The organism is Paraglaciecola arctica BSs20135 (assembly GCF_000314995.1).
Classification (GTDB): domain Bacteria; phylum Pseudomonadota; class Gammaproteobacteria; order Enterobacterales; family Alteromonadaceae; genus Paraglaciecola; species Paraglaciecola arctica.
The window spans coordinates 1-20,808 of sequence record NZ_BAEO01000063.1 but is presented as its reverse complement, the minus strand read 5'-3'; the positions used below and the strand labels follow the sequence as shown (position 1 = coordinate 20,808).

Annotated in this window: 18 protein-coding genes; 12 read left to right on the top strand and 6 right to left on the bottom strand. The window is 39.1% G+C overall.

The features are described 5' to 3' along the window. Positions 1-46: 46 nt before the first annotated feature. Positions 47-241, bottom strand: a complete 195-nt coding sequence (locus GARC_RS27490; protein WP_007624782.1) for a hypothetical protein — start codon at positions 239-241, stop codon at positions 47-49. Here GARC_RS27490 and GARC_RS22325 point away from each other — a divergent pair. Both GARC_RS22325 and GARC_RS22320 read left to right on the top strand, forming a co-directional pair. Next, positions 231-1,610, top strand: coding sequence for a bifunctional metallophosphatase/5'-nucleotidase (locus GARC_RS22325; RefSeq protein ID WP_007624781.1), 1,380 nt, complete (start codon positions 231-233; stop codon positions 1,608-1,610). The two genes, GARC_RS27490 and GARC_RS22325, sit on opposite strands and share 11 nt — an antisense overlap. Next, entirely contained in the window at positions 1,607-3,241 is a 1,635-nt protein-coding gene (locus tag GARC_RS22320; RefSeq protein WP_007624777.1) for a diguanylate cyclase, read from the top strand. Before GARC_RS22325 ends, GARC_RS22320 begins: the two co-directional genes overlap by 4 nt. Here GARC_RS22320 and GARC_RS22315 read toward each other — a convergent pair. Together GARC_RS22315 and GARC_RS26545 are read right to left on the bottom strand one after the other, a co-directional pair. Then, a complete protein-coding gene (locus GARC_RS22315; protein WP_007624776.1) occupies positions 3,238-3,795 on the bottom strand; it encodes a DUF3016 domain-containing protein in 558 nt (185 codons plus the stop codon). The two genes, GARC_RS22320 and GARC_RS22315, sit on opposite strands and share 4 nt — an antisense overlap. 164 nt (positions 3,796-3,959) lie before the next feature. Next, complete coding sequence (locus GARC_RS26545) at positions 3,960-5,969, bottom strand: beta-propeller domain-containing protein (protein WP_007624775.1); 2,010 nt, start codon at positions 5,967-5,969, stop codon at positions 3,960-3,962. A gap of 170 nt (positions 5,970-6,139) precedes the next feature. On the opposite strand from GARC_RS26545, the gene GARC_RS22305 reads away from it, so the two are divergent. The 5 genes from GARC_RS22305 (at position 6,140) to GARC_RS22285 (ending at position 9,347) form a co-directional block, all read left to right on the top strand. After that, a complete protein-coding gene (locus GARC_RS22305; RefSeq protein ID WP_226989292.1) occupies positions 6,140-7,030 on the top strand; it encodes a MipA/OmpV family protein in 891 nt (296 codons plus the stop codon). 6 nt (positions 7,031-7,036) lie between these two features. Continuing rightward, positions 7,037-7,411 (top strand): DUF3019 domain-containing protein, encoded by a 375-nt coding sequence (locus tag GARC_RS27790; RefSeq protein ID WP_039990320.1) that lies wholly within the window; start codon positions 7,037-7,039, stop codon positions 7,409-7,411. After that, entirely contained in the window at positions 7,411-8,112 is a 702-nt protein-coding gene (locus GARC_RS22295) for a response regulator (protein ID WP_007624772.1), read from the top strand. The genes GARC_RS27790 and GARC_RS22295 overlap by 1 nt, the downstream gene beginning before the upstream one ends. A gap of 6 nt (positions 8,113-8,118) precedes the next feature. Then, on the top strand, positions 8,119-8,520 hold the full coding sequence (locus GARC_RS27485) for a hypothetical protein (protein ID WP_007624770.1): 402 nt from the start codon (positions 8,119-8,121) through the stop codon (positions 8,518-8,520). A 92-nt stretch (positions 8,521-8,612) separates the two neighbouring features. Next, positions 8,613-9,347 (top strand): sensor histidine kinase, encoded by a 735-nt coding sequence (locus GARC_RS22285; protein WP_153811002.1) that lies wholly within the window; start codon positions 8,613-8,615, stop codon positions 9,345-9,347. Positions 9,348-9,367: 20 nt separating this feature from the next. Here GARC_RS22285 and GARC_RS22280 read toward each other — a convergent pair whose 3' ends face one another. Then, a complete protein-coding gene (locus GARC_RS22280) occupies positions 9,368-9,640 on the bottom strand; it encodes a hypothetical protein (RefSeq protein WP_226989290.1) in 273 nt (90 codons plus the stop codon). Positions 9,641-9,983: 343 nt separating this feature from the next. On the opposite strand from GARC_RS22280, the gene ccoG reads away from it, so the two are divergent. The 5 genes from ccoG to GARC_RS22255 all read left to right on the top strand — a co-directional run bounded on the left by ccoG (position 9,984) and on the right by GARC_RS22255 (position 15,130). Continuing rightward, on the top strand, positions 9,984-11,417 hold the full coding sequence (ccoG, locus tag GARC_RS22275) for a cytochrome c oxidase accessory protein CcoG (protein WP_007624760.1): 1,434 nt from the start codon (positions 9,984-9,986) through the stop codon (positions 11,415-11,417). Beyond that, on the top strand, positions 11,414-12,379 hold the full coding sequence (locus GARC_RS22270; RefSeq protein WP_007624759.1) for a serine/threonine protein kinase: 966 nt from the start codon (positions 11,414-11,416) through the stop codon (positions 12,377-12,379). Before ccoG ends, GARC_RS22270 begins: the two co-directional genes overlap by 4 nt. 433 nt (positions 12,380-12,812) lie before the next feature. Continuing rightward, on the top strand, positions 12,813-13,241 hold the full coding sequence (locus GARC_RS22265; RefSeq protein ID WP_007624758.1) for a type 2 periplasmic-binding domain-containing protein: 429 nt from the start codon (positions 12,813-12,815) through the stop codon (positions 13,239-13,241). Positions 13,242-13,255: 14 nt separating this feature from the next. Next, positions 13,256-14,377, top strand: coding sequence for a porin (locus GARC_RS22260; protein WP_007624757.1), 1,122 nt, complete (start codon positions 13,256-13,258; stop codon positions 14,375-14,377). A 129-nt stretch (positions 14,378-14,506) separates the two neighbouring features. Continuing rightward, complete coding sequence (locus GARC_RS22255) at positions 14,507-15,130, top strand: thiol:disulfide interchange protein DsbA/DsbL (RefSeq protein ID WP_007624756.1); 624 nt, start codon at positions 14,507-14,509, stop codon at positions 15,128-15,130. Between the two features lie 276 nt (positions 15,131-15,406). Here the strand turns inward: GARC_RS22255 and GARC_RS22250 are convergent, their stop codons facing one another. Both GARC_RS22250 and GARC_RS22245 read right to left on the bottom strand, forming a co-directional pair. Next, complete coding sequence (locus GARC_RS22250; protein ID WP_007624755.1) at positions 15,407-17,758, bottom strand: DNA polymerase II; 2,352 nt, start codon at positions 17,756-17,758, stop codon at positions 15,407-15,409. A 133-nt stretch (positions 17,759-17,891) separates the two neighbouring features. Continuing rightward, on the bottom strand, positions 17,892-20,459 hold the full coding sequence (locus tag GARC_RS22245; protein WP_007624754.1) for a glycoside hydrolase family 3 protein: 2,568 nt from the start codon (positions 20,457-20,459) through the stop codon (positions 17,892-17,894). Positions 20,460-20,808 lie beyond the last annotated feature (349 nt).

Below are 20,808 nucleotides of genomic sequence, written 5' to 3'. Positions count from 1 at the left end.
CCCCTGAAACTATTGAAGAACGTTTATTATTTGAATAAATTAGTTTTTATGGGGGTGAGACAATGGTCATAATATTTCGATTCTTAATCGTTGTGCTTTTGATGATTATAATGACAAAAGCTGCACCTTCCTCAGCATCTGCACCTTCCTCAGCATCTGCACCTTCTTCAGCGTCTGCATCTTCTTCACCATCAACAGAAAAACATTTAACCTTAGTGTTTGCAGGCAGTATGCCTGACATAGGAATTCAAACCCGCGGCACTTACTCTGGCCTTGCAGGCTTGCTAGAAAAAATGAGAGCTGAAGACACCCCCACTATATTTACTTTTGCAGGGGGGAGTTTAGGGCCTAGTCCCTTTTCCAGCCTAGACAAGGGCTCACATATCATTGACATTCTTAATACACTAGAACCTGATTTAATGACACTCACCAAAAGAGATTTTAGTTATTTTGAAGATGAACTCACTTTGCGTTCCTATGAAGCGGCATTCCCAATTGTCAGTAGCAATCTTTATGATCCATTAACCAATAGTAACCTTGAAGGTATTTTAACAAGCCTTATTGTCGAAAAAGGTAACACTAAAGTTGGTTTTATATCGATTCTTGATGAAGAGGTGGTTGAGGAATATTTATTACAAAGGGCCCGAGTGTTTGAACCTCGACAAATTATTCAACAGCAAATTGTCGCGCTAAAACAACAAGGCGCAGAATTAATGGTACTAGTTTATTCCAAAGAAAGAGACTATTACCAAACTCTTATATCAGAAAATAAAATTGATTTTGCATTAAGGGTACTTAGTGTACCTAAACAAGATCACCTTAATAAAGTCTACTCAATTATTAACCAAGAACCATTCATGTTGCTACGCATGAGTTGGCAAGGAAACAAACAAGAAAAAAACCTTATTATCGATACCCCTAAAATTAATTACTCGCTTTTGCCTACTAGGCCAACCACTTCATTGCTGATTAACGAATATAATCATAGGCTTGACAGACTCTTAAATCAGAAGATCGGAGTTTGGGGTAGTACAATAGACACATCCAAAACACTCATTCGAACGATGGAAATGCCCATTGGGAACTTTATAGCGGATTCCTTGAAAAATCATGCCAAAACAGATATTGCTTTAGTAAATGGTGGCGATATTCGTGGTGATAAAAGTTATAAAAAAGGAGCTGCAATCACTCGCAGAGACATTGCCACTGAATTACCTTTTAGGTCACGTGCTACCGTGTTAAGTGTGACAGGAGAGCAATTAAGGCAGGCTTTAGAAAATAGCGTAAGTCAAGTGGAAGACGTCAAAGGACGTTTTTTGCAAGTATCAGGTATTTCTTTTACATATTCTATTGAAAAGCCGGTCAATGAACGTATACAAACAATACAAGTAAATGGGCAGCCATTAGATGTTAAGCAAACATATTCAGTAGCTATCTCAGATTATCTGGCACACGGTGGAGATGGTTATAGTGTATTTCTGAATGCACAGCATCATCAACAAAATACTCAACCCGCTCCCTTGTTGTCCGATATTGTCACGCGCACGATACAACAGAAGAAAACTATCACGCCTAAATTTGAATTAAGAATAAAACGAGTGATTGAATGACTGTGTTAGTAACCAAAAAAAGCCCACGTATTTCACTGCTAAAAGTATTTAGTGCTGGCCTACTGGGAATACTCTTTGTTTTTGTCCTACTCAGTTATTTTACCTTTACGCGCTTACTTAGTTTTGAATCGACATTAACAGATGTATCAGATAAATCCTTACCCAACCTAATACGAATAAGCCAGCTCTATAGTCAAGCTGCTACCCTATTAGAGTCCACAGATATTTTGTCAAATTCTTCATCAAATGCGTCAAAACGTTTAGCTGACAAACAACTCCAGACTAACCTGACTAATACCAGTAAAGCAGCGAAAGAAATCTTCGAAAATGAGTTTTTAGATACACAGCTAAGCACCATTGCCATGGAATTAGTTGAATTTTCTTCTTTGATAGAAGAGCGTTTGCAAAATAAGAATAATATCGAGTTACTAAAAGCGCAAATGTACGAGCTTAACGCTCAAGCTATTGATCTTAATAATCAGAATTCGTCCATTTGGACGTTAGGGTTTTCGCAAGCTTCAGTGGATGTCAGCAGAGCATTGAACGAAAAAAGACTGCAACGAGTTAGGTTTTTATTTGGCCAATTAAACAAACAACTAGACGAACTAGGTGTTATTTCTGCCAAAGGGCAAGATCAGGCAATTAAGCATCAATTAACTAACCAGTTCAAAACATTACTTTTTAATGAGAATGGTATGGAGGCATTAACAATAAAATCTCTACGTTTAGAAGGCAGATCTATAGGTCGAGAAAATTTTGTACACAACTTAATTAAAGATTACGTCGCACAACTTGGTTTTGTTACTAACCAAACAGAAATGAGTATTACCGATCATGTAGCCGCCTCTGTTATCGAAATGAAAAAGCAGACCCAACTTATCAGGCTTGTCTTGATAGGTGGCGTTGTTTTTCTATTGGTTATAGTCGTTTTGTTTCAGCAACGTATCCTTAGAAGGATCAGTATTTTCAATCAAATGGTGCGTAACGAAACCCAAGGGTTCGAGTATCAAACTATGTTAAATGGTAATGATGAAATTACTGATTTGGCTGAAGCCTTTAAAGAATTCACACAGACAATTGAAATACAAAAGCAAAAACTTGAACACCTCTCTATGTCAGATGGGCTAACCGGTATTGCTAACCGAAGAGCGTTAGACACTCGTTTAAAACATGATCTTGAGCTATCGACTAGACAAAAATATAGCGTATCCATATTGCTCATGGATATAGATTGTTTCAAATTATATAACGATAACTATGGTCACTCAGCGGGAGACGAGTGTTTAAAGGAAGTATCTAAGATTATATGCGATTCCCTGCATCGAGATAACGATTTCGTTGCCCGATATGGAGGAGAGGAATTTATTTGTGTTCTGCCAAACACGGGGTCAAAAGGAGCACAAGATATAGCAACACATATCCTTGAAAAATTCAAAAACGTAGCGCTGCCACATAAATATAGCAATGTTGCAGACTACGTGACCATAAGTATTGGTATAGCGACTTCACAGCCCAATCAATTATTGACGCCAGAAACAATCATTAAACAAGCCGACACTGCCTTGTATGTTGCCAAAACAACAAATAAAAACTCTTACAGCGTATATTCACCCACTGAACATTTAGATTAACTGTTCTGGTTAACTAGTTCTTTATTAGCAGTCTGCGGTGTTATTTGTGATTCGAACTCTTCATCAAACCAACGTTTCAACATGTTTTTTTCGTAACGTAACATTTCACTTTTGAAAAACCGGTTACCACGATCGAGAAATGACATATCTTTGAGATTTACTTCCGCTTCTTGCACTATCTCACCAGACTCATCCAATAACTGGTAACTAAAGTTCATCCTTGGGATATCTATATTTTTAATGACCCGTACGTCAGATACACTATGCCCCAATCCAACAAAAGACGCAGGCCAAACTTGCCCAGCCAAATCAAGGTCGCTTACTTTCATAAGCAATTTTTTATTATCGGGTATTGCCGATGCCAATTCATTCATATATTTGTTAATACGCTCAAAAGTCGCTTCTCTGAATCTTTTGCGCGATTCATTGCTGGGCCTGACATCACGGTATTTTTCCGGTTTGTCCCATTCGATTTCAACTTCTGTTTGTGCCAAAACTTGACTAGACAGGCCTAATGTCACTGCAGATATAATAAGACCGGTTAATATTTTCATAATAAATCCCCTACGTTGAACTACTTTCCAGTATTGCACTAATACCTGAATATATACTGAATTTAATACAAATAAGTTGTCATCTAAGGTCGGTTAACAGCGATCTTAGATGACAACTTGGATCAAGCCATCAAAAAAAGTTAAGTCAATATAGTCAGGACTGATTAAAAAGGCCCAAATATTGGGGCATCCTCAGCCCAAGTGGTATGCCATACTTGATTGCCATGGATATAATAGACGTTATCACCATGAATAATACTTCTGTCATTCCATCCTCCGGCATAGGCGTCACTTACTTTAGGTCGCATCTCACTCCTTTGAATTAACTCAGGCGTGTTAGATGTAGTGTCAACTTCTAGCAATAGCAAGCTATTAGAAGGTGCCCAAATACCCACTAGTTCATTGGACCCTGTATACCAACTCTCAAGAGGTAATGCGAATTGGTAATTGCCATTATTATTTAGCACCGACAATGCGCGATAATCATACTCAACTGGCGTATAACTACTAGGTTTAACAATACTATTCACCTCAACAGGATTACTTGGATCAGTTACATTAAATAAACTGATTTTCATTCCTTCTTGGGTCACAGGTTCGTCAGTTACTTTTCCATTTTCAGGAATATTATTAATATTAACCTGTTGACCTACTCCAAGCAGATAGCCATTATCCAACGGGTGTAAATAACTAGAAAACCCAGGAATTTCTAACGCACCTAACACTTTCGGAGCATTGGGATTGGCTAAGTCGAGTACATAAAGCGGGTCTATTCTTTCAAAAGTGACTATGTAACCTCTGTCTCCAAAAAATCGAACAGCAAAGATATCTTCACCAGGCTTTCCTATTGGTTCAGGGGATGTGTCATTGGGTAACGCAGCCACAATAGCTAACTCACTGCCTTGCTGACTCAAGATTGAAAGTTTGTGTTGAGGCCCTGTTTGAGAATAATCACTGGTCACTATCCGTAAATATTCATCTTGTTCACTTAAACGCAGATTAGGCGCTCCTCGCCAGCCAATAACACCATCAACCTTACCTGTTGCCTGATAGGTCAAATCTGCATCTAACGACACTTTATGTAAAACAGTTTGATTATCCACAGTCGAACTTAAATACAGGTTTGCCTCAGACATATACAACATATTTGCCACTGAACTAATGCAACTAGACTGAATATCGTTAGGGTCAGTTAAGTTAATTCTGCTGACGCTTAAAAGCTGGGCATATCCATCTTTGTCTGTAGCTTGAGCAGGGATAACACAGTCTTCAGTTGTGTTTAAAGGCGTGCCTTGGTCACCATCTCGATAGATTTTTGGCATAAGCTCGGAATCTGCTGTGTCTAAAATAGTCAGATAATTTGCTAGTAACTCTTCTTCGGTGCTGGCATTAGGGTTAAGCCCTTCAATATAGGCAGTATAACTGGTCACTATATAAAGCTCATCACCTATACGACGACTCGAAATCATCGAACCATCTATTTTGATATTGCTCACTGTGGAAGGACTACTTGGTAAAGAAGTGTCATATATATCTAAAGTTAATTTTTGCTCACTTAACGACCAAGGTTCTGGTGCAAAGGAAAGCGCATCAATGGTGTAAAATTGAGTGTTGGTACTTAACACCGCTAACCTATCATTATGTTGATACATACCTTCAATATTAGAATTTTCATCTCCCAGAGGTAATTCAGTCAGTGAATTTAGAGAAAAGTCATTTTGTCTCTCCAAAACTCTCACTTTCGATTTATCAGTTCCGCCCTCGAACCATTCTGGGTAAGCAGCTAGATACAGTATATTTCCATCGTATTCTATACGGTCCGCTTCATCGACTCCTGACTCTTGAGTATTAGTGCTAGAAAAATCACTAGATGCACTATCTAGATTCGAGGTAGGTTCAGGCACCCCTTCTTTATAAGAATTGGCATAATCAAATGCCGCTGAGTAAATACCATTTTTAATAAAGCGACTAACAGAAAGTTGCCCAGCCTTAACCAACGGTCCATCAAAAGAAGTAGCCGAATTCAGCTTCGGAGGCTCAGTAGGTCTTTCATTAATGGGATCATCAATAACTTTGGTGTTTTCATCCGAACAAGCCGCTAATACCAAAACGATCATCAGAATAACAGCTACGCACAACAGGTCGCCAATATTGTGGTTTTTGGGTTGAAGCATAATCAAATACCTTTTTATATAAATGATGTAGATGATTGTAGTGAATCCAGCGTATTATATATGCGCCAATTTGGATCTATTTGTGAATAATTGTAACCCTATTACAAGCAGCACAAAAACTCTGCTAGGCTACGCATATTATCGATGTGAGGACTTTGTTTTTGTACGCTGTGTTTTTTCGTTTACTCATTCTGTTATCTATATTTTTTTCCGGAACAATACTCGCTTGTTCTGGGGATGAAACATGCATTGAAAAAAGTAGCTGGCACCTTGGTATCGCCTTTGGCTTAGGCATAAAAAGCAACCCACTTGTTGATGGGGATGACATTCCCTTGGTGATATTACCAGACGTCGCTTGGTATGCAGAAAAAGCATATTTTGATAATGGCGAGCTGGGGTATCAGTGGTTAAACCAATCCCAATTTGCATTTGAAACTTTTCTACACCTTGATCGAGAAAGTGCATTTTTTAGTTTTTTGCATCCTGCCAACATCTTAGCACCGACAAATAGCATATCCACTTCCATGCCCATCTCCCCTGATTGGTCAGGAACGTCTGATTCGACTGATTCGCCTTCTGAAATAATCAAAACACCTCAATCCAATTTATCGATTGACGAAATAGCGAGCCGTAAGTGGGCAATCAATGCTGGTATTCGAGGCCATTATTTTTTATCTAATGGTGAATGGCAATTAACATTTCAACAAGATATCAGCAATGTACACAAAGGCAGTCAACTAGGGTTAGAATATAGCCATAGGTGGTTATGGAATGATTTTCGATTGGGTGCGCGTATAGGCACTGATTGGAAAAGCGCCCGTTTGATTGACTATTATTATGGCGTTTCACAAAGAGATACTCCACTCAAGGAATTTTATTTTGATGGTAAATCCGGATGGCAACCTTACATGTCTATTAATACCCAAAAGCCTATTAATGAAAACTGGTCATGGTTGGCAAGTATGGGCTATCGATGGCTACCCAACTCGCTAACAAGCAGCCCTCTAATAGAGCAAAATAATATTCGTAGGATATTCTTAGGTGTAGCGTATCGTTTTTAGTAGGCAATGGCATTGAGAGCAATTGTAATAATTGCGGGTATCTTTTTTTGCAGTAATATCTCTGCACAAACACCTGCGTGGACTATACAACCCAATATATGTGTTGCTCAAAGAGTGGGTGACGAGTGCCAAATGTCTTTTAGCATTGAGACACAAAATATGCCTTCAGAGCAACTCTGTCTTTATCTTGACGGACATTTGTTAAATTGTTCTCAGAAGGCTTACTTCCATAAAAAAACATCTATATTGATTAAAAAAAATTCACTAATTGAATTAAAGAATAAAGCACAGAAAACCATACTTTCAAAAAAATTATTGATCAAATACTTGGAACCACATGAACAACGTAGACGGATCCGACCTCCATGGAGTCTTTTTTGATGAAACAAGTTTTATTAGTCGAAGATGACGAAAGATTAAGCCGACTCATCAGCCAATATCTTACTGAACACGATTTTATTGTTCAGAGTTTGCCCAATGGCGAAAACTTGCTGCAACATGTGCAAACTTCACCTCCCGACATATTGCTGTTAGACGTAATGTTGCCTGGTGAAAACGGTTTTACGTTATGTAATAAAGTCAGGCCTTTTTACTCTGGTCCACTGTTATTTATGACCGCAAAAAACGATGATTTCGATCAGGTTTTTGGTTTAGAAATTGGTGCCGATGATTACATCATCAAACCCGTTGAGCCAAGAGTATTACTGGCTCGGATCAACGCTTTGTTGCGTCGCCATAAAGTGCCAACTGCTGCAACCAATTCACAACAAAAATTACAATATGGACAACTCATTATTGACCGTGCAACGCGTTCGGCATGCTTAAAAGGTCAAGATGTACAATTAACCAGCCACGAATTTGATATGTTATGGAAACTAGCCAAAAATCCAGCAACCTTAGTTGACCGGACAACTTTGTATAAAGACGTAATAGGACGTGAATATGATGGTTTGGATCGCAGTGCCGACGTACGAATTTCCCGGTTACGTAAAAAACTACAAGACAATAGCCAACATCCCTACCGGATAAAGACTATTTGGGGTAAGGGATTTTTCTTTGTCGCAGATGCTTGGGACGATTAACCTTATATGGCGCGCCTATTCATAAGTTTGTATTTATTTATTGCGGTATCTTTAGTGGGCCTTAGTGCCGGTCTTGAACGCATATTTTACACTCAGTCAGAAACATCTAACACTCAACTGTTAGGGCCTGTGTTTGAAGCAGCCAAACTGCAAAATGTTGATATGCCAAGCTTTATTCAACGCTTAGGAGGCACTCATCAAATACGCACTTTAGGCGATATTGCATGGTCCGATAGCAATTTAAAAAAATTACATGATGGGCAAGCAATAGTACTTAGTGACTCAAGTGTAACAGAGCAAATTTATATACTTGATAATGAAACCCAACTGCTAGAAATATCACTGCCTATAAGCAGACCAGACTCGGGAAGATTTCTGTTATACAGTGTTTTGTTTTTTTGTTGTTAGGTGGCGTTATTGCATTTTGGATTTGGCCATTATGGCGTGATTTATCAAATCTTGAAAAAACCGTTTCCAACGTCAAGCCCGATGGCAGCATTGTGCAAAACAATATTAGTAAAACATCTTTGATTTACCCTATTGCAAAATCCCTTAACAATATGGGACGCCAAATCACCCAACTGATGCAAAATCAGCGAGAACTAAGTGGTGCTGTGACCCACGAGTTTCGGACTCCACTGGCACGATTAAAATTTGCCCTGGCGATGAACCCCACGGCACAAAGCGAACCTTGGCTGGATATGCAAAAAGACGTCAATGAATTAGAACATCTTGTACAAGAAATGTTGGATTATGCCAGTACCGACGCAAGAATTCCCGAAATGAACCTAGCAGAAATTCCAATTAAACAACTGTGTCAGCAATTGATTTATCGTTTGAAAGGAAGTCATCTAACTAACTTAAACGTAAGGGTTTATGGTGATGATCCTCAAGTATTAGCCGATGAACACTTTATCGAAAGAGCGATTGAAAATTTAGTATTAAACGGTGCGCGTTATGCTAAAGAAAAACTAGAGATACATGTCATCAAGCAAAAAGATGTCATTAAAATATGTATCGAAGATGACGGTATTGGCGTTTCGCAGGCTATGCGTAAAAAAATATTCTCACCCTTTTTTCGTCCTGATGAAAGTCGAGATAGGCAAAAAGGGGGAGCGGGTCTTGGATTGGCGATAGTACAGAGAATTGTCGATTGGCATCAAGGGGATTGTTACGTCACAGATGGGGAGTTGGGAGGCGCTAAATTTGTAATTACCTTACCCAATCCTTTTTAACGCCCCAATCTGAACTCTGATTACACTTTTAGAATACCTTTACGGCTAATTTCACCACAGACATAATGTAAATTGCTTCCATAAATATAAGGATTTTTATCCCCAGCGTAACAATAATGTAGATTAAAATTGTTAAGCTCAGTTTTTGTACTAGTGATCCTATTTAAATATTCTGTTTGGGGTTCGGATAAATCTTGCACATGATCCGAAATTTGATTTCTAAACTTAGCCAGTTGTTGATTATCTATGGTCATAGAGATACCGTGCATCCACTGTGATGTGTTTGTTTGCATATCCGACAACCAAAATTGTACAAATGCGCTGCGCAAAATCATTATCAATGCCAAAATTTCAAATGTAACTACAACAAAACGCAACATACTCTGTGACTCAAAAACTATTCAATCATTAGAAGATTGTATATGCTACTCGAGAACAGGCTCATAAAATATAGTCAATAGTTATATCTTCTGATAACCAAGAATAACAATCCATAGCATATAGTAACCGTGGGTAAAACGAGAAAAAGCCTGACCAAGATCAAGCATGGTAGTTAACATACTGGTATACTCCTTTAGTTATCAGAGTCTATAAAACTCTCTATTCTTGCATTTTTTGATATACCAAGGACACCCAATGAGTGAGCGCATTCCCGTTAAAAACATCTCACCCGTAAAAGTACACCGCCCAGATAAAAACAAACATGACAACACACCTCGCAGTAGAATATATGTGCGAGCGGTTACTGGCATGCTGGAAAATATTCGTCGATTTTTTGGACTGTTTTTTTTGGGAAGTTTTGCGATGCTTCCGTGGCTACAGTTTAATGGTAGTCAAGCCGTTTTATTTGATATTGGTGCACAGCGTTTTAATATATTTGGCTTAACACTTTGGCCACAAGATTTGACGTTATTTGCATGGATCTTGATAGTGGCCGCCTTTGCATTATTTTTTGTAACCACCTTTGCGGGTCGTGTTTGGTGTGGTTTTATGTGTCCACAAACTACCTGGACCTTTATTTACATCTGGTTTGAAGAAAGAATTGAAGGCAGCAACCATAAACGAATGAAGCTAGATCAAAGAAAAATGGACTTTGATAAATTTTGGCGCAAAACACTTAAGCATTTTGCTTGGGTTTCAGTTGCATTACTTACCTCTTTGACCTTTGTTGGTTATTTCACCCCCATTGACAATTTATTTGTTGAGTTTTTTACCTTCTCAAGCAGTTTTTGGGCGGTTTTTTGGGTACTGTTTTTTACGCTTTGTACTTATGGTAACGCAGGATGGATGCGAGAAATCATGTGTACACACATATGTCCTTATGCACGCTTTCAATCTGCCATGTTCGACAAAGACACTTTCACCGTTGCCTATAATACTACGCGGGGAGAACAAAGAGGCCCAAGAGGACGAAAAGTCAGTCGTGAAGAAAATCAAACTCAGGGACTAGGTGACTGTATTGATTGCAACCTTTGCGTACAAGTTTGCCCAACAGGCATTGATATTCGTAACGGTTTGCAATATGAATGTATAAATTGCGGTGCCTGCGTAGATGCCTGTAATGGTGTTATGGAAAAAATGAACTATCCCAAGGGATTGATTAGTTTTACCTCAGAAACAGAATTAGCTGGCGGGAAAACAAAAATATTTCGACCTAAACTAATTGGTTACGCAATGGTTTTATTATTAATGTCAGGACTGCTTATTTTTGAAATTGCGTCTAGGAAACCGTTGGAAATAGATATTATAAAAGACCGAGTTCCCATGTTTCGAGAAACCGGTTATGGGCTTATTGAGAACGTATTTACCATAAAAATTCTGAATAAATCACAACTCACACAACGCTACCACATATACGTTGATAACCTTGAAGGACACACTTATATTGGTGAAGATGAAGCAACTGTTGCAGGTGGTGAGGTGTTCAATTTACCTATAAGCATTGCCATCAACCCAAGTAAATTAACCCAAGAATCCACAGAATTTAGCTTTAGAGTTGAATCAATAGGTGATGAAAATAACGCAGTCAAGGTACAAGCAATAAGTAAATTTTTGTATCCTGATTTATGAGTACTTTTGATTTTTCTGGACTCACTCCAGACCTGATACTTGATGCGATCGAATCACAAGACATTCGCGTTGAGTCGGGACTGTTAGCACTCAACAGCTACGAAAACAGGGTTTATCAGTTTATTGCTGAAGACAAAAAACGTTATGTGGCCAAATTTTATCGACCACAACGTTGGAGCCAAGCTCAAATTCAAGAAGAACATGATTTTTCTATTGAGTTGGCTTCTCATGAAATTCCTGTGGTTGCACCGTTAGTTTACAACAAACAAAGCCTGCATCTTTATAACGACTACTGCTTTGCACTTTTCCCTTCGGTAGGCGGTAGACAATTTGAAGTCGACAATTTAAATCAAGTCGAATGGATGGGACGCTTTATTGGCCGAATTCATGCTGTTGCCAAAAGTGCTGATTTTGCCTATCGGCCAACAATAAGTGTTGATGAGTATTTGGTGAAACCATTACAAGAGCTACAAAACAGTCCACTGATCCCTTCAGGCTTACAGCAAGCATTTTTCACTATTTTACAGCAAGTTGTCGATTTAGCCCTATCACTTTACCAAAGCACAAATAACATTAGGCTGCACGGGGATTGTCACCCAGGCAACATATTGTGGCGCGACGGCCCAACTTTTGTTGATTTAGATGATTGCAGAAGCGGGCCTGCGATCCAAGACTTGTGGATGATGCTATCGGGGGACAGACAACAGCAGTTTATTCAAATGGATACACTAGTCGAAGCCTATGAGGAGTTTTGTGAATTTGATAATACACAGCTTGCCATAATAGAGCCCTTGCGAGCCATGCGTATGGTGCATTATATGGCTTGGCTAACAAAACGCTGGCAAGACCCCGCATTTCCACAAGCTTTCCCTTGGTTTGCCGACGGCAAATATTGGGAACAACAAATACTGGGATTAAAAGAACAGTATTCTGCATTACAAGAACCACCTTTAGCACTATAAACATAACCACATTAGTACTTAACGAGACATAACTTGCGAGTACATAGACATTCTTGTTTATTGTGAACATGAAGAATACTAAAGTAGCATTGATATCAGCCACATATTGTATTTTATATATATAACAATAAGTTAATAGTGTTTATCAAGGTAAAACCATTCAAAAAAATCAAATGAAGTTTCTTCAATAGTTCCAAATGGCGGTTTTAGCGATTGCTGTTCATATGTAAGTATATTTTTACATACTCAAACCTTTCAAAATTTATATCATAATATGCCCGTCAAATTTTCGGTGAATAACAAGAACACTATAAGCCTTTGTTTTATAAAAACAATTTTGTAATTTAAAATTAAAAGGCAATAGTTGACGTTTGGTAAAAACGTATAATTTTACGAAAATTATACTTAATGAACCTACACATAGGTAACACACATGAACACTAAGAAATTTTCAAAAACACTCATAGGCGCAGCGCTAGCTTACTCTATTTCATTCTTATCTATAGCTGAAGTAGTGGTAGTGGTACATCCAAGCAATGACGCTGCATTAGATGCAAAAATCGTTCAGCGAATATTCCTAGGCAAAGAGAAAAAGTTTTCTAATGGCAAAGAAGTTTTGCCCATAAACCAAGTGCCCTCTTCTGCAGCTCGTGATTCTTTCGATACTAACACCTTAGGCCGTAGCTCGACTCAAATTGCCGCTTACTGGTCAAAATTGGTATTTACAGGAAAAGGTATACCACCTAAAGAATTAGACAACGATGCAGCGGTACTGGCCATAGTGGCAGATAATCCGAATGCCATTGGTTATGTAGACAGCGCATCAGTTTCTGGTGCCGTTAAAGTCATTTCGTTGAACTAATTAGGAGCTTTATTATGAAAAAATTATTAACTATCGCGGCTTTGACCGCCAGCACATTTACTGCTCAAGCAGAAGTACGTATCAACGGTTTCGCCAATCTAATCGGCGGAATTACCAGCAGCGATGACACCGTATATGGTTATGAAGACAAAATTAGCTTTTCTGAAGAGAGCTCATTTGCCATCCAAATAACGGGTGATATCAATGAAAAAATGACGGCCACAGGACAAATATTAGCCCGTGGCGAAGACGATTATGAAGCCAAGGTTGCGTGGGCTTATATGACTTATCAAGCAACGGATAAGCTGAGCATTTCAGCTGGGCGTCTACGCTTGCCATTGTTTAAATACTCCGCGTCTCTAGATGTTGGTTATTCATATCATTGGGTTAATGCGCCTCGGGCAGTTTATGACGTAGAGTTTAACAATATTGATGGCGTAAGATTTGATTACAGTACTTATGCGGGTGACTGGGAATATAATACGCAACTTGCTCTAGGAAAAATAACTGTTGATAACGACAATGTTAAATTTGTAGCAAACAATACAGCGGTATTTTCTGTTGAAGCAGTGAACGATTGGTTTAAGGCCAGAGCCGTATATGGAACATCTAAAGTAACTTTAGATAGTGCAGCTATAACAGAAGCCATAAGTGTATTGAATGACTTAGGATTGACTGAGTTGTATAACAATTTGGCCTATGAAAACGACACATCACCTTTTTTAGGTCTTGGATTAGAAGTTGATAAATATGATTGGTTTGTAAGTGGTGAAATCACAATATTAGAAACAGAAAAGTCTTTTAACCCAAAATCTGATGCTTATTACGTTACTGCAGGTTTACGTTTGGGCAAATTCACACCTTCAGTGACTTATGAAAATTTCGACAGTAAAGAGTATAAGTTTCTTGATCAAGTAAACGCACTTCCTCTTCCTGACGCTAATAAAGCAGGGATTGAAGGCTTAGTACGTGGGTTACAAGAAGGTTCATTTAATAAACATAACGTCATTACCTTAGGTTTACGCTATGACTTCGATACAAACGTTGCGTTTAAAACCGACTTGAGCCGATATGACAACAAACTTAATGATGCTGAAACTACATTATTACGTGTTGCGGTAAACTATATTTTCTAAACAGCTATTTAGAAGCTCCTCAAACGCTCCTTCGTGGAGCGTTTTTTATACTTGCTTACAAAGTCCTATCGGATTTTTTTAGAAGCTATGCTAATCTTGCTTCAAATTTTAATTTAGTTGTGAAATATTATGAAAAAAATATTGTTGTTACTCAGTTTAACTTTATTGCTGCCATTGCAAGCCTGTGCCCAAGAAAAATGGCGCGAAGACACGCACTACAAAATCATCTCAGATAAAGCCACTGAGAAAAAAGAAGTAATGGAATTCTTTTCGTTTTGGTGCGGCCATTGTTTTAATTTTGAACCCATAGTTAAGAACATGAAAACCAAATTAGCCGATGATGTTGAATTTAAAAAAATTCACGTTAACTTTATGGGCTTCACCAGTTCAGCCATTCAGGACGATGCAACTAAAGCTATGATGGTAGCCAGAGAGTTGAAAAAAGATGATGCGCTTATTCAAGCCATCTTTAATTATATTCACGTATCCCGATCGAACATAGCTGGTATTAAAGACTTAAAAAATATTTTTATTGTAAATGGTGTTGAACCTGAAGACTTTGACAAAATGATGTCTAGCTTTGGCGTAAATAGCAGATTAAAAATGAATAACAAGGCTGTTCAAGAATACCGCCAATACGTCACCAGCGTGCCAAACTTTATTGTTAACGGCAAATATCAAGCGACCTTCACTAAAGATATGAACCAAGATGACATGGTTGATTTGATTGTGTTCTTATCAAATAAGAAATAAATCAGCTTCGAGCTTCGAGCTTCGAGCTTCGAGCTTCGAGCTTCGAGCTTCGAGCTTCGCAAAATGATAAACCTTTAAGCCAGTTGCTATGCAACTGGCTTTTTTAATTCTAAATTTAGAAATAAACACATTAAAGAATTTGAACCACAGGGGCACAGAGCGCTTCGCTTCACAGAGGAAAAGATTTAAATTGTATTTCTCTGTGCTCTCCTTTTCCTCTGTGGTGATAAGCTTTTGTTTTTTTCTCTAGTTTTCAGCTCGACACTCGAAGCAGCTTTAAAACAACCCCATTTGTTGACTGGTCATATCTTCGAAGGATAAATGTATAAAGGGTAATATTCCTTCAGCTATAGGTTTGATTTGTTTATCTACGTAGTGCTCATAATCTATTTGACTGCTTAGGTATTCTATTGGTTGTGGGCCATTGACAGTGATCACATAAGATATCCAACCTTTGTGTTGGTATCTGAGTGTTTTGCCTAATGCTTTGTTTTGTTGGTCAGCCAATCTTGCCGCTTTCACGTGTGGTGGTACATTTTTTACATAAAGATCTAACCTGCGGCGAATACGTTTGCGATAAACTAGTTGTTCATCAAGCATGCCAGAGCGAGTATCGTCGATGATTTTCAGCAAATAATCTTCAACACTTTGCCCTGCAAAAACCATTTTATATAGCGTGAGTTGAAAGCCCTTAGCCAATTGCGTCCAATCTGAGCGAACCGTTTCCAAACCTTTAAATACCAGTTCGTCACCATCTTTTGTGGTTTTTAATCCTGCATAACGCTTTTTACTGCCTAGCTCTGAACCACGGATAGTGGGCATTAAAAACTGGCTAAAATGGGTTTCAAATTCTATTTCTAAATCACAATCTAGTTGATGTTGTTGACGAATGTTAGCTTGCCATTTTTGGTTAATTTCAAGAACAAGAGATTGGCCAATTTGATCCGCCTGTGGAGCTGTATGTTCTCCTTGCAACCACACAAAAGTCGAGTCGGTATCACCATAAATCACTTGGTAACCCGCTTGTTCGATCCATTTCGCTGTTGTTTGCATAATGTCATGACCACGCATAGTGATTGAGCTGGCTAACCGAGTGTCATAAAACGGGCAACCACCTGAGCCTAATACACCATAAAAGGAATTCATCAGAATTTTTATGGCTTGACTGCGTGCAGCATCTTGGTTTTTCTTAGCTTCATCACGCTGCTGCCAAAGAGAGGTAATAATTTCTGGTAAGAAATGTTTATCGCGACTGAATTTAGCCCCCTTATAACCTTCAATAGCTTGCTCTGGGGACAATAAACCCTCGACTAAACCAAGAGGGTCAATTTTAAAGGTACGCATGATAGAAGGGTACAAACTCTTAAAATCCAGTACCAAGACGTTTTTATATAACCCCGGCTTCGAGCTCATCACATAACCACCTGGACTAGCTAAACCGCCATCCTGTGGGCGATTAGGAGCGATGTATCCTGCGCGATGAAGTTTGGGTAAGTACAGATTGATAAAAGCGGCCACCGAACCGCCCATTCGGTCCAATTCAAGGCCGGTTAGCTGACTACGTAAAGTTAAAAAGTCTAATACTTTTGTGTGCTCAAAAATATCTAACACTAACTGGCAGTCTTGTAGGTTGTATTCAGCTAGCTTAACTTTATTGTGATTGAAATCATGCACAATCTGGGCAAGCCTATCGTCAACGTCTTCAGTCTTTTTACCTTTACTTAATAGGGTTTGAGCAACATTTTCTAGGCTGAAACTGTCAAACTGATAGGTAGCTGTTTTTAGAGCATCGATACCATCAACGATTACCCTGCCGGGCATGGATACAAACCCCTGATTCACTTCGTTTCTAGCATCTCGCCATGAAATAGCTTGATTATCCCGTCCCAAAGTCAATTTGACCTGATGCAAAGTGGCACGTTTAATCAACAAACGAAAATCAAAATTGACAACGTTCCAACCAATAATAATATCTGGATCGATTTGACTCACTTGCATTACAAACTGCTGCAACAAGGCCTTTTCATCGGCGACCCAATGGATCCAGTCATCAGCTATTTGCGCCTCGCCAATCATTAATACACATTTGTAGGTATCGCTGGCTAGGCCAATTGAGAACAACTCTCCGTGTTCACTGCATTCAATATCAATGGATAATAGCTTGAATTTCGGTACAAATTGGCTAGGTTTACATTGAATATCAAAAAGTACTGCTGGTTTCTGGCTATCTTGCTTGCCCGTAAAAACAGCACTGCCATACACAAAGCGCTCCATCAAATAACGTTCGGTTAAACGTATATCATCTTCGAAACAGCTAATCTGGTGCTGCTTTAGTAATGTTTTAGCTTTATAAAGTGAGTTATTTTTATCAAAGTACACAGCACCCACGGTCTGATGTTCAAAGGTTTGTAAATCTAAGGGTTTATAACTGTGTTCAATGTTATTTTGTTTTAGCAGTCGCGATGTTTGAGCCTGATCTTTTTGCTCGATAAAAAACAAAGCTTGTTGCGCTGTTGAGATCCCTTTTACTACACCATTTTGAGTGGTAAACCAGAATTCAATATAGGTTTTACCTTGGCGTTCAATAGAGCGAGCAGTAAGAATAAATCCCTCTAAGGAGACGTTCATAATTGGGATCTAGGCTTCTAAAAATTCAATTGACGGCAAGGTAAGGGTAATTGTACTAGAAAGCAAGCCAAGGCATAGACATACAGCAATGCTGTGCACCTATGCCTCGGAAATTTTGGGTTATGGGAAGTAGTTAGAGATCGCAATTTGCTATGTTTTCAGCCGCTACAATTTTTATTTCGCTTAATTGTATTGTCAATCCAGCGTCAGAGGCCAATATAAATGGAACATCCACTTGCTGCATATTACTGCCAGCCTTCGCAAAACAGCTAAGTGCAATAGTTGCTTGTTGCCAACCTTGGCCTGTCTTAGATTTTAGTGATGTGGTGATATCTAGTTCGCCGCCACAATCCAAACCACACCCTGTGCTTAAGATAATCTTGCTGGCACCTTGTTCCAGCACATTGTAGTTAAACGCAAGAGCCATCCCCGCAGCCATTTTTGTGGTTAAGTCAACTGGGTTACCTTGTATTAATAGATTGGCTTCACCGCTCCAAGTAGCTTGCATAGCATCTTCTTGTGCTTTGTTATCTTTGGCTTCAACCAACAACTTAGACAAGGAACTGGCTTGTGAACTAGCGCTAACTTGGGTGTTACCTCCTGCATCGTTTAACACTAAACGCCAAGGCTGAACCGGATCACCAGCAAATAAGAATCGACTATCATTAATTTGGCTAACCGAAGGATCTACTTCTTCACTCAATAGCGCTAAATTTTGGTTGTCTTTTACCGACAATCCATACCCATAAGCAAATAACGGTTGGTAATTTTCATCACCAATATTCACTTCTACATCAAGAGGAGTGGCAGGCCAAGAAAAAGACAAACGTCCAGTAAAGTCATATTGAACACTACCCTGGGCATTTTTAAACAATAAATCCGCCACACCGCCGCCCTCAGAACCCGGTAACCAAGCTGCAACAAAGGCATCAGACACATTCAACTCAGGATTTACCCACATACCCCGGCCTGACAAAAATACAGTCACAGTAGGAATACCCTGCTCTTTAAGTGATGTTAATAAAGCTAAATCTGCATTAGGTTTGTAATCTAAATCTGTTACATCACCTTGAAATTCGGCGTAGGGTTGCTCGCCAAACACTACTATGGCGACATCAGGTTTAGTTTCGAAATCCCCATTCTCATTCAATTCAACTTGTCCACCAGCTTGTTGAACAGCTTTTTCAATACCTTGATAAATTGACTCAGCATTAGGGAAGTGTGAATTATTATTGCCTGTACCTTGCCAACTTAAGGTCCAACCGCCCGATTGTTGAGCAATATTATTAGCTCCGCCGCCAGCAACCAAGACTTTTGAATTAGCTTGCAGAGGTAACAACTGATTATTATTTTTGAGTAACACTAAGGATTTTCGCACCGCTTCTCTGGCAACAGCTTTATGTTCGCTAGAGCTCAATAACTCGAACTTACTGGCAAAAGGACGTTTTGATGGTAACCCAGCATCAAATAAACCAGCACGTAATTTAACTCGTAAGATACGTGACACTGCTTCGTCTAATCGCGCTAAACTGATCTCACCCGACTTGACTTGTTTGAGGGTGTTTTTATACAGTTCTTTCCAGCTATCGGGGGCCATAAACATATCTAAGCCAGCATTAAACGCTTGTGGACAAGACACATTACTGCAACCCGCCACCTGCCCATGGCCATTCCAATCGCCGACGACTACGCCATCAAAGCCTAAACGTTCGACCAAAATATCATTTAACATTTCGCGGCTGCCATGCATTTTTCTGCCGTGCCAGCTATTAAACGATGCCATAACGACTAGTGCTCCGTGCTGGATAGCTGGAGGATAACCGGCACCATGAATGTCGCGCATGATGGCTTCACTAACAAGGGTATCACCTTGGTCCTTTCCGTCTTTGGTACCGCCATCGCCCAAAAAGTGCTTAACATTGGCTAATAAATGATTTTTGCTTAGAAAATTATCGCTATTTACTTTCCCTTGGATCCCTTCGACTAAAGGTCCTGCAAAACTTGCTACTATCTCAGGGTTTTCAGAATAACTCTCGTAGGTACGTCCCCACTTATCATTTTGTACCACAGCTAAAGTAGGTGCGAATGTCCAATCAATGCCCACCACCAATATTTCTTTAGCCGTGATTTCTCCGATCTTGCGCATCAGATTAGGATCATTCGCCGCCCCCAAACCAATGTTATGAGGAAAAAGAGTCGCCCCCACTACATTGTTATTACCATGCACCGCGTCTATACCCCATAACAATGGAATACCCACGCCACCATCACTGGTATCTGTTGATTCTTGGTAAAATTCATCTGCCAGTTGCAACCATTCTTCTGGTGGCGCGTGAATATCGCCATTAGGTGCACTGCTGCCACCGTTTAACACTGAGCCTAAATTATATTCTCCGGCCTCTTGTGGTGTGACTGAAGCAATATCTCCTTGGATAACCTGACCGACTTTTTCTTCAAGAGTCATCTTAGCTAAAATTTCAACAATTTTAGCTTCTTGCTCTGGGGAACGTTTTATAGGAGATGTTTGTTTAGGCCAGTTTTCAGGTGTAACAGTTATGGCAGTAATTTTTTCAGCAAAAACAGGTTTGAGTTTTTCACTTGTCTGCTCATGACTTGTATCAGAATATACGACTAGGGAGGCTAATAGTGGTAAAATTAATGCTGTAGAGGTGAGTATCTGCTTATATTTAATATTTATCATTAGTAAAAATAGGGCCTATATTTTCTTTTTTTTGGAAACGTTTTCACAAAAATAAACAACTGCTCCCAATTAAGCAATAAAAACCGACAATCTATTAAAGCGCCTAAACCCAATATCCTACAATACTTCCTGACTTCAGTATTAAAAACGTTTGAACCACAGAGGTACAAAGCGCTTCGCTAAACAGAGAACTAGATTGTTAAGAATTAAGTCTTTTTCTCTGTGCTCTCCTTTTCCTCTGTGGTGATAATTTTTTGATTTTTTTGTGCTTTAAGCTCGACACACACAGCTGCTTTTATTGGCTGGTTATGTATGATCCTTAGTGGCGGTAATTCTTTGTATCCCCCAT

Coding starts and splice junctions, on each gene's coding strand:
- GARC_RS27790 (WP_039990320.1), top strand. CDS start 7,037: ATGGCATTGAGAGCAATTGTAATAATTGCGGGTATCTTTTTTTGCAGT.
- GARC_RS22320 (WP_007624777.1), top strand. CDS start 1,607: ATGACTGTGTTAGTAACCAAAAAAAGCCCACGTATTTCACTGCTAAAA.
- GARC_RS22325 (WP_007624781.1), top strand. CDS start 231: ATGCCTGACATAGGAATTCAAACCCGCGGCACTTACTCTGGCCTTGCA.
- GARC_RS22270 (WP_007624759.1), top strand. CDS start 11,414: ATGAGTACTTTTGATTTTTCTGGACTCACTCCAGACCTGATACTTGAT.
- GARC_RS22295 (WP_007624772.1), top strand. CDS start 7,411: ATGAAACAAGTTTTATTAGTCGAAGATGACGAAAGATTAAGCCGACTC.
- GARC_RS27490 (WP_007624782.1), bottom strand. CDS start 241: ATGTCAGGCATACTGCCTGCAAACACTAAGGTTAAATGTTTTTCTGTT.
- GARC_RS22255 (WP_007624756.1), top strand. CDS start 14,507: ATGAAAAAAATATTGTTGTTACTCAGTTTAACTTTATTGCTGCCATTG.
- GARC_RS22250 (WP_007624755.1), bottom strand. CDS start 17,758: ATGAACGTCTCCTTAGAGGGATTTATTCTTACTGCTCGCTCTATTGAA.
- GARC_RS22245 (WP_007624754.1), bottom strand. CDS start 20,459: ATGATAAATATTAAATATAAGCAGATACTCACCTCTACAGCATTAATT.
- GARC_RS22315 (WP_007624776.1), bottom strand. CDS start 3,795: ATGAAAATATTAACCGGTCTTATTATATCTGCAGTGACATTAGGCCTG.
- GARC_RS22265 (WP_007624758.1), top strand. CDS start 12,813: ATGAACACTAAGAAATTTTCAAAAACACTCATAGGCGCAGCGCTAGCT.
- GARC_RS26545 (WP_007624775.1), bottom strand. CDS start 5,969: ATGCTTCAACCCAAAAACCACAATATTGGCGACCTGTTGTGCGTAGCT.
- GARC_RS22280 (WP_226989290.1), bottom strand. CDS start 9,640: ATGCAAACAAACACATCACAGTGGATGCACGGTATCTCTATGACCATA.
- GARC_RS22260 (WP_007624757.1), top strand. CDS start 13,256: ATGAAAAAATTATTAACTATCGCGGCTTTGACCGCCAGCACATTTACT.
- ccoG (WP_007624760.1), top strand. CDS start 9,984: ATGAGTGAGCGCATTCCCGTTAAAAACATCTCACCCGTAAAAGTACAC.
- GARC_RS27485 (WP_007624770.1), top strand. CDS start 8,119: ATGGCGCGCCTATTCATAAGTTTGTATTTATTTATTGCGGTATCTTTA.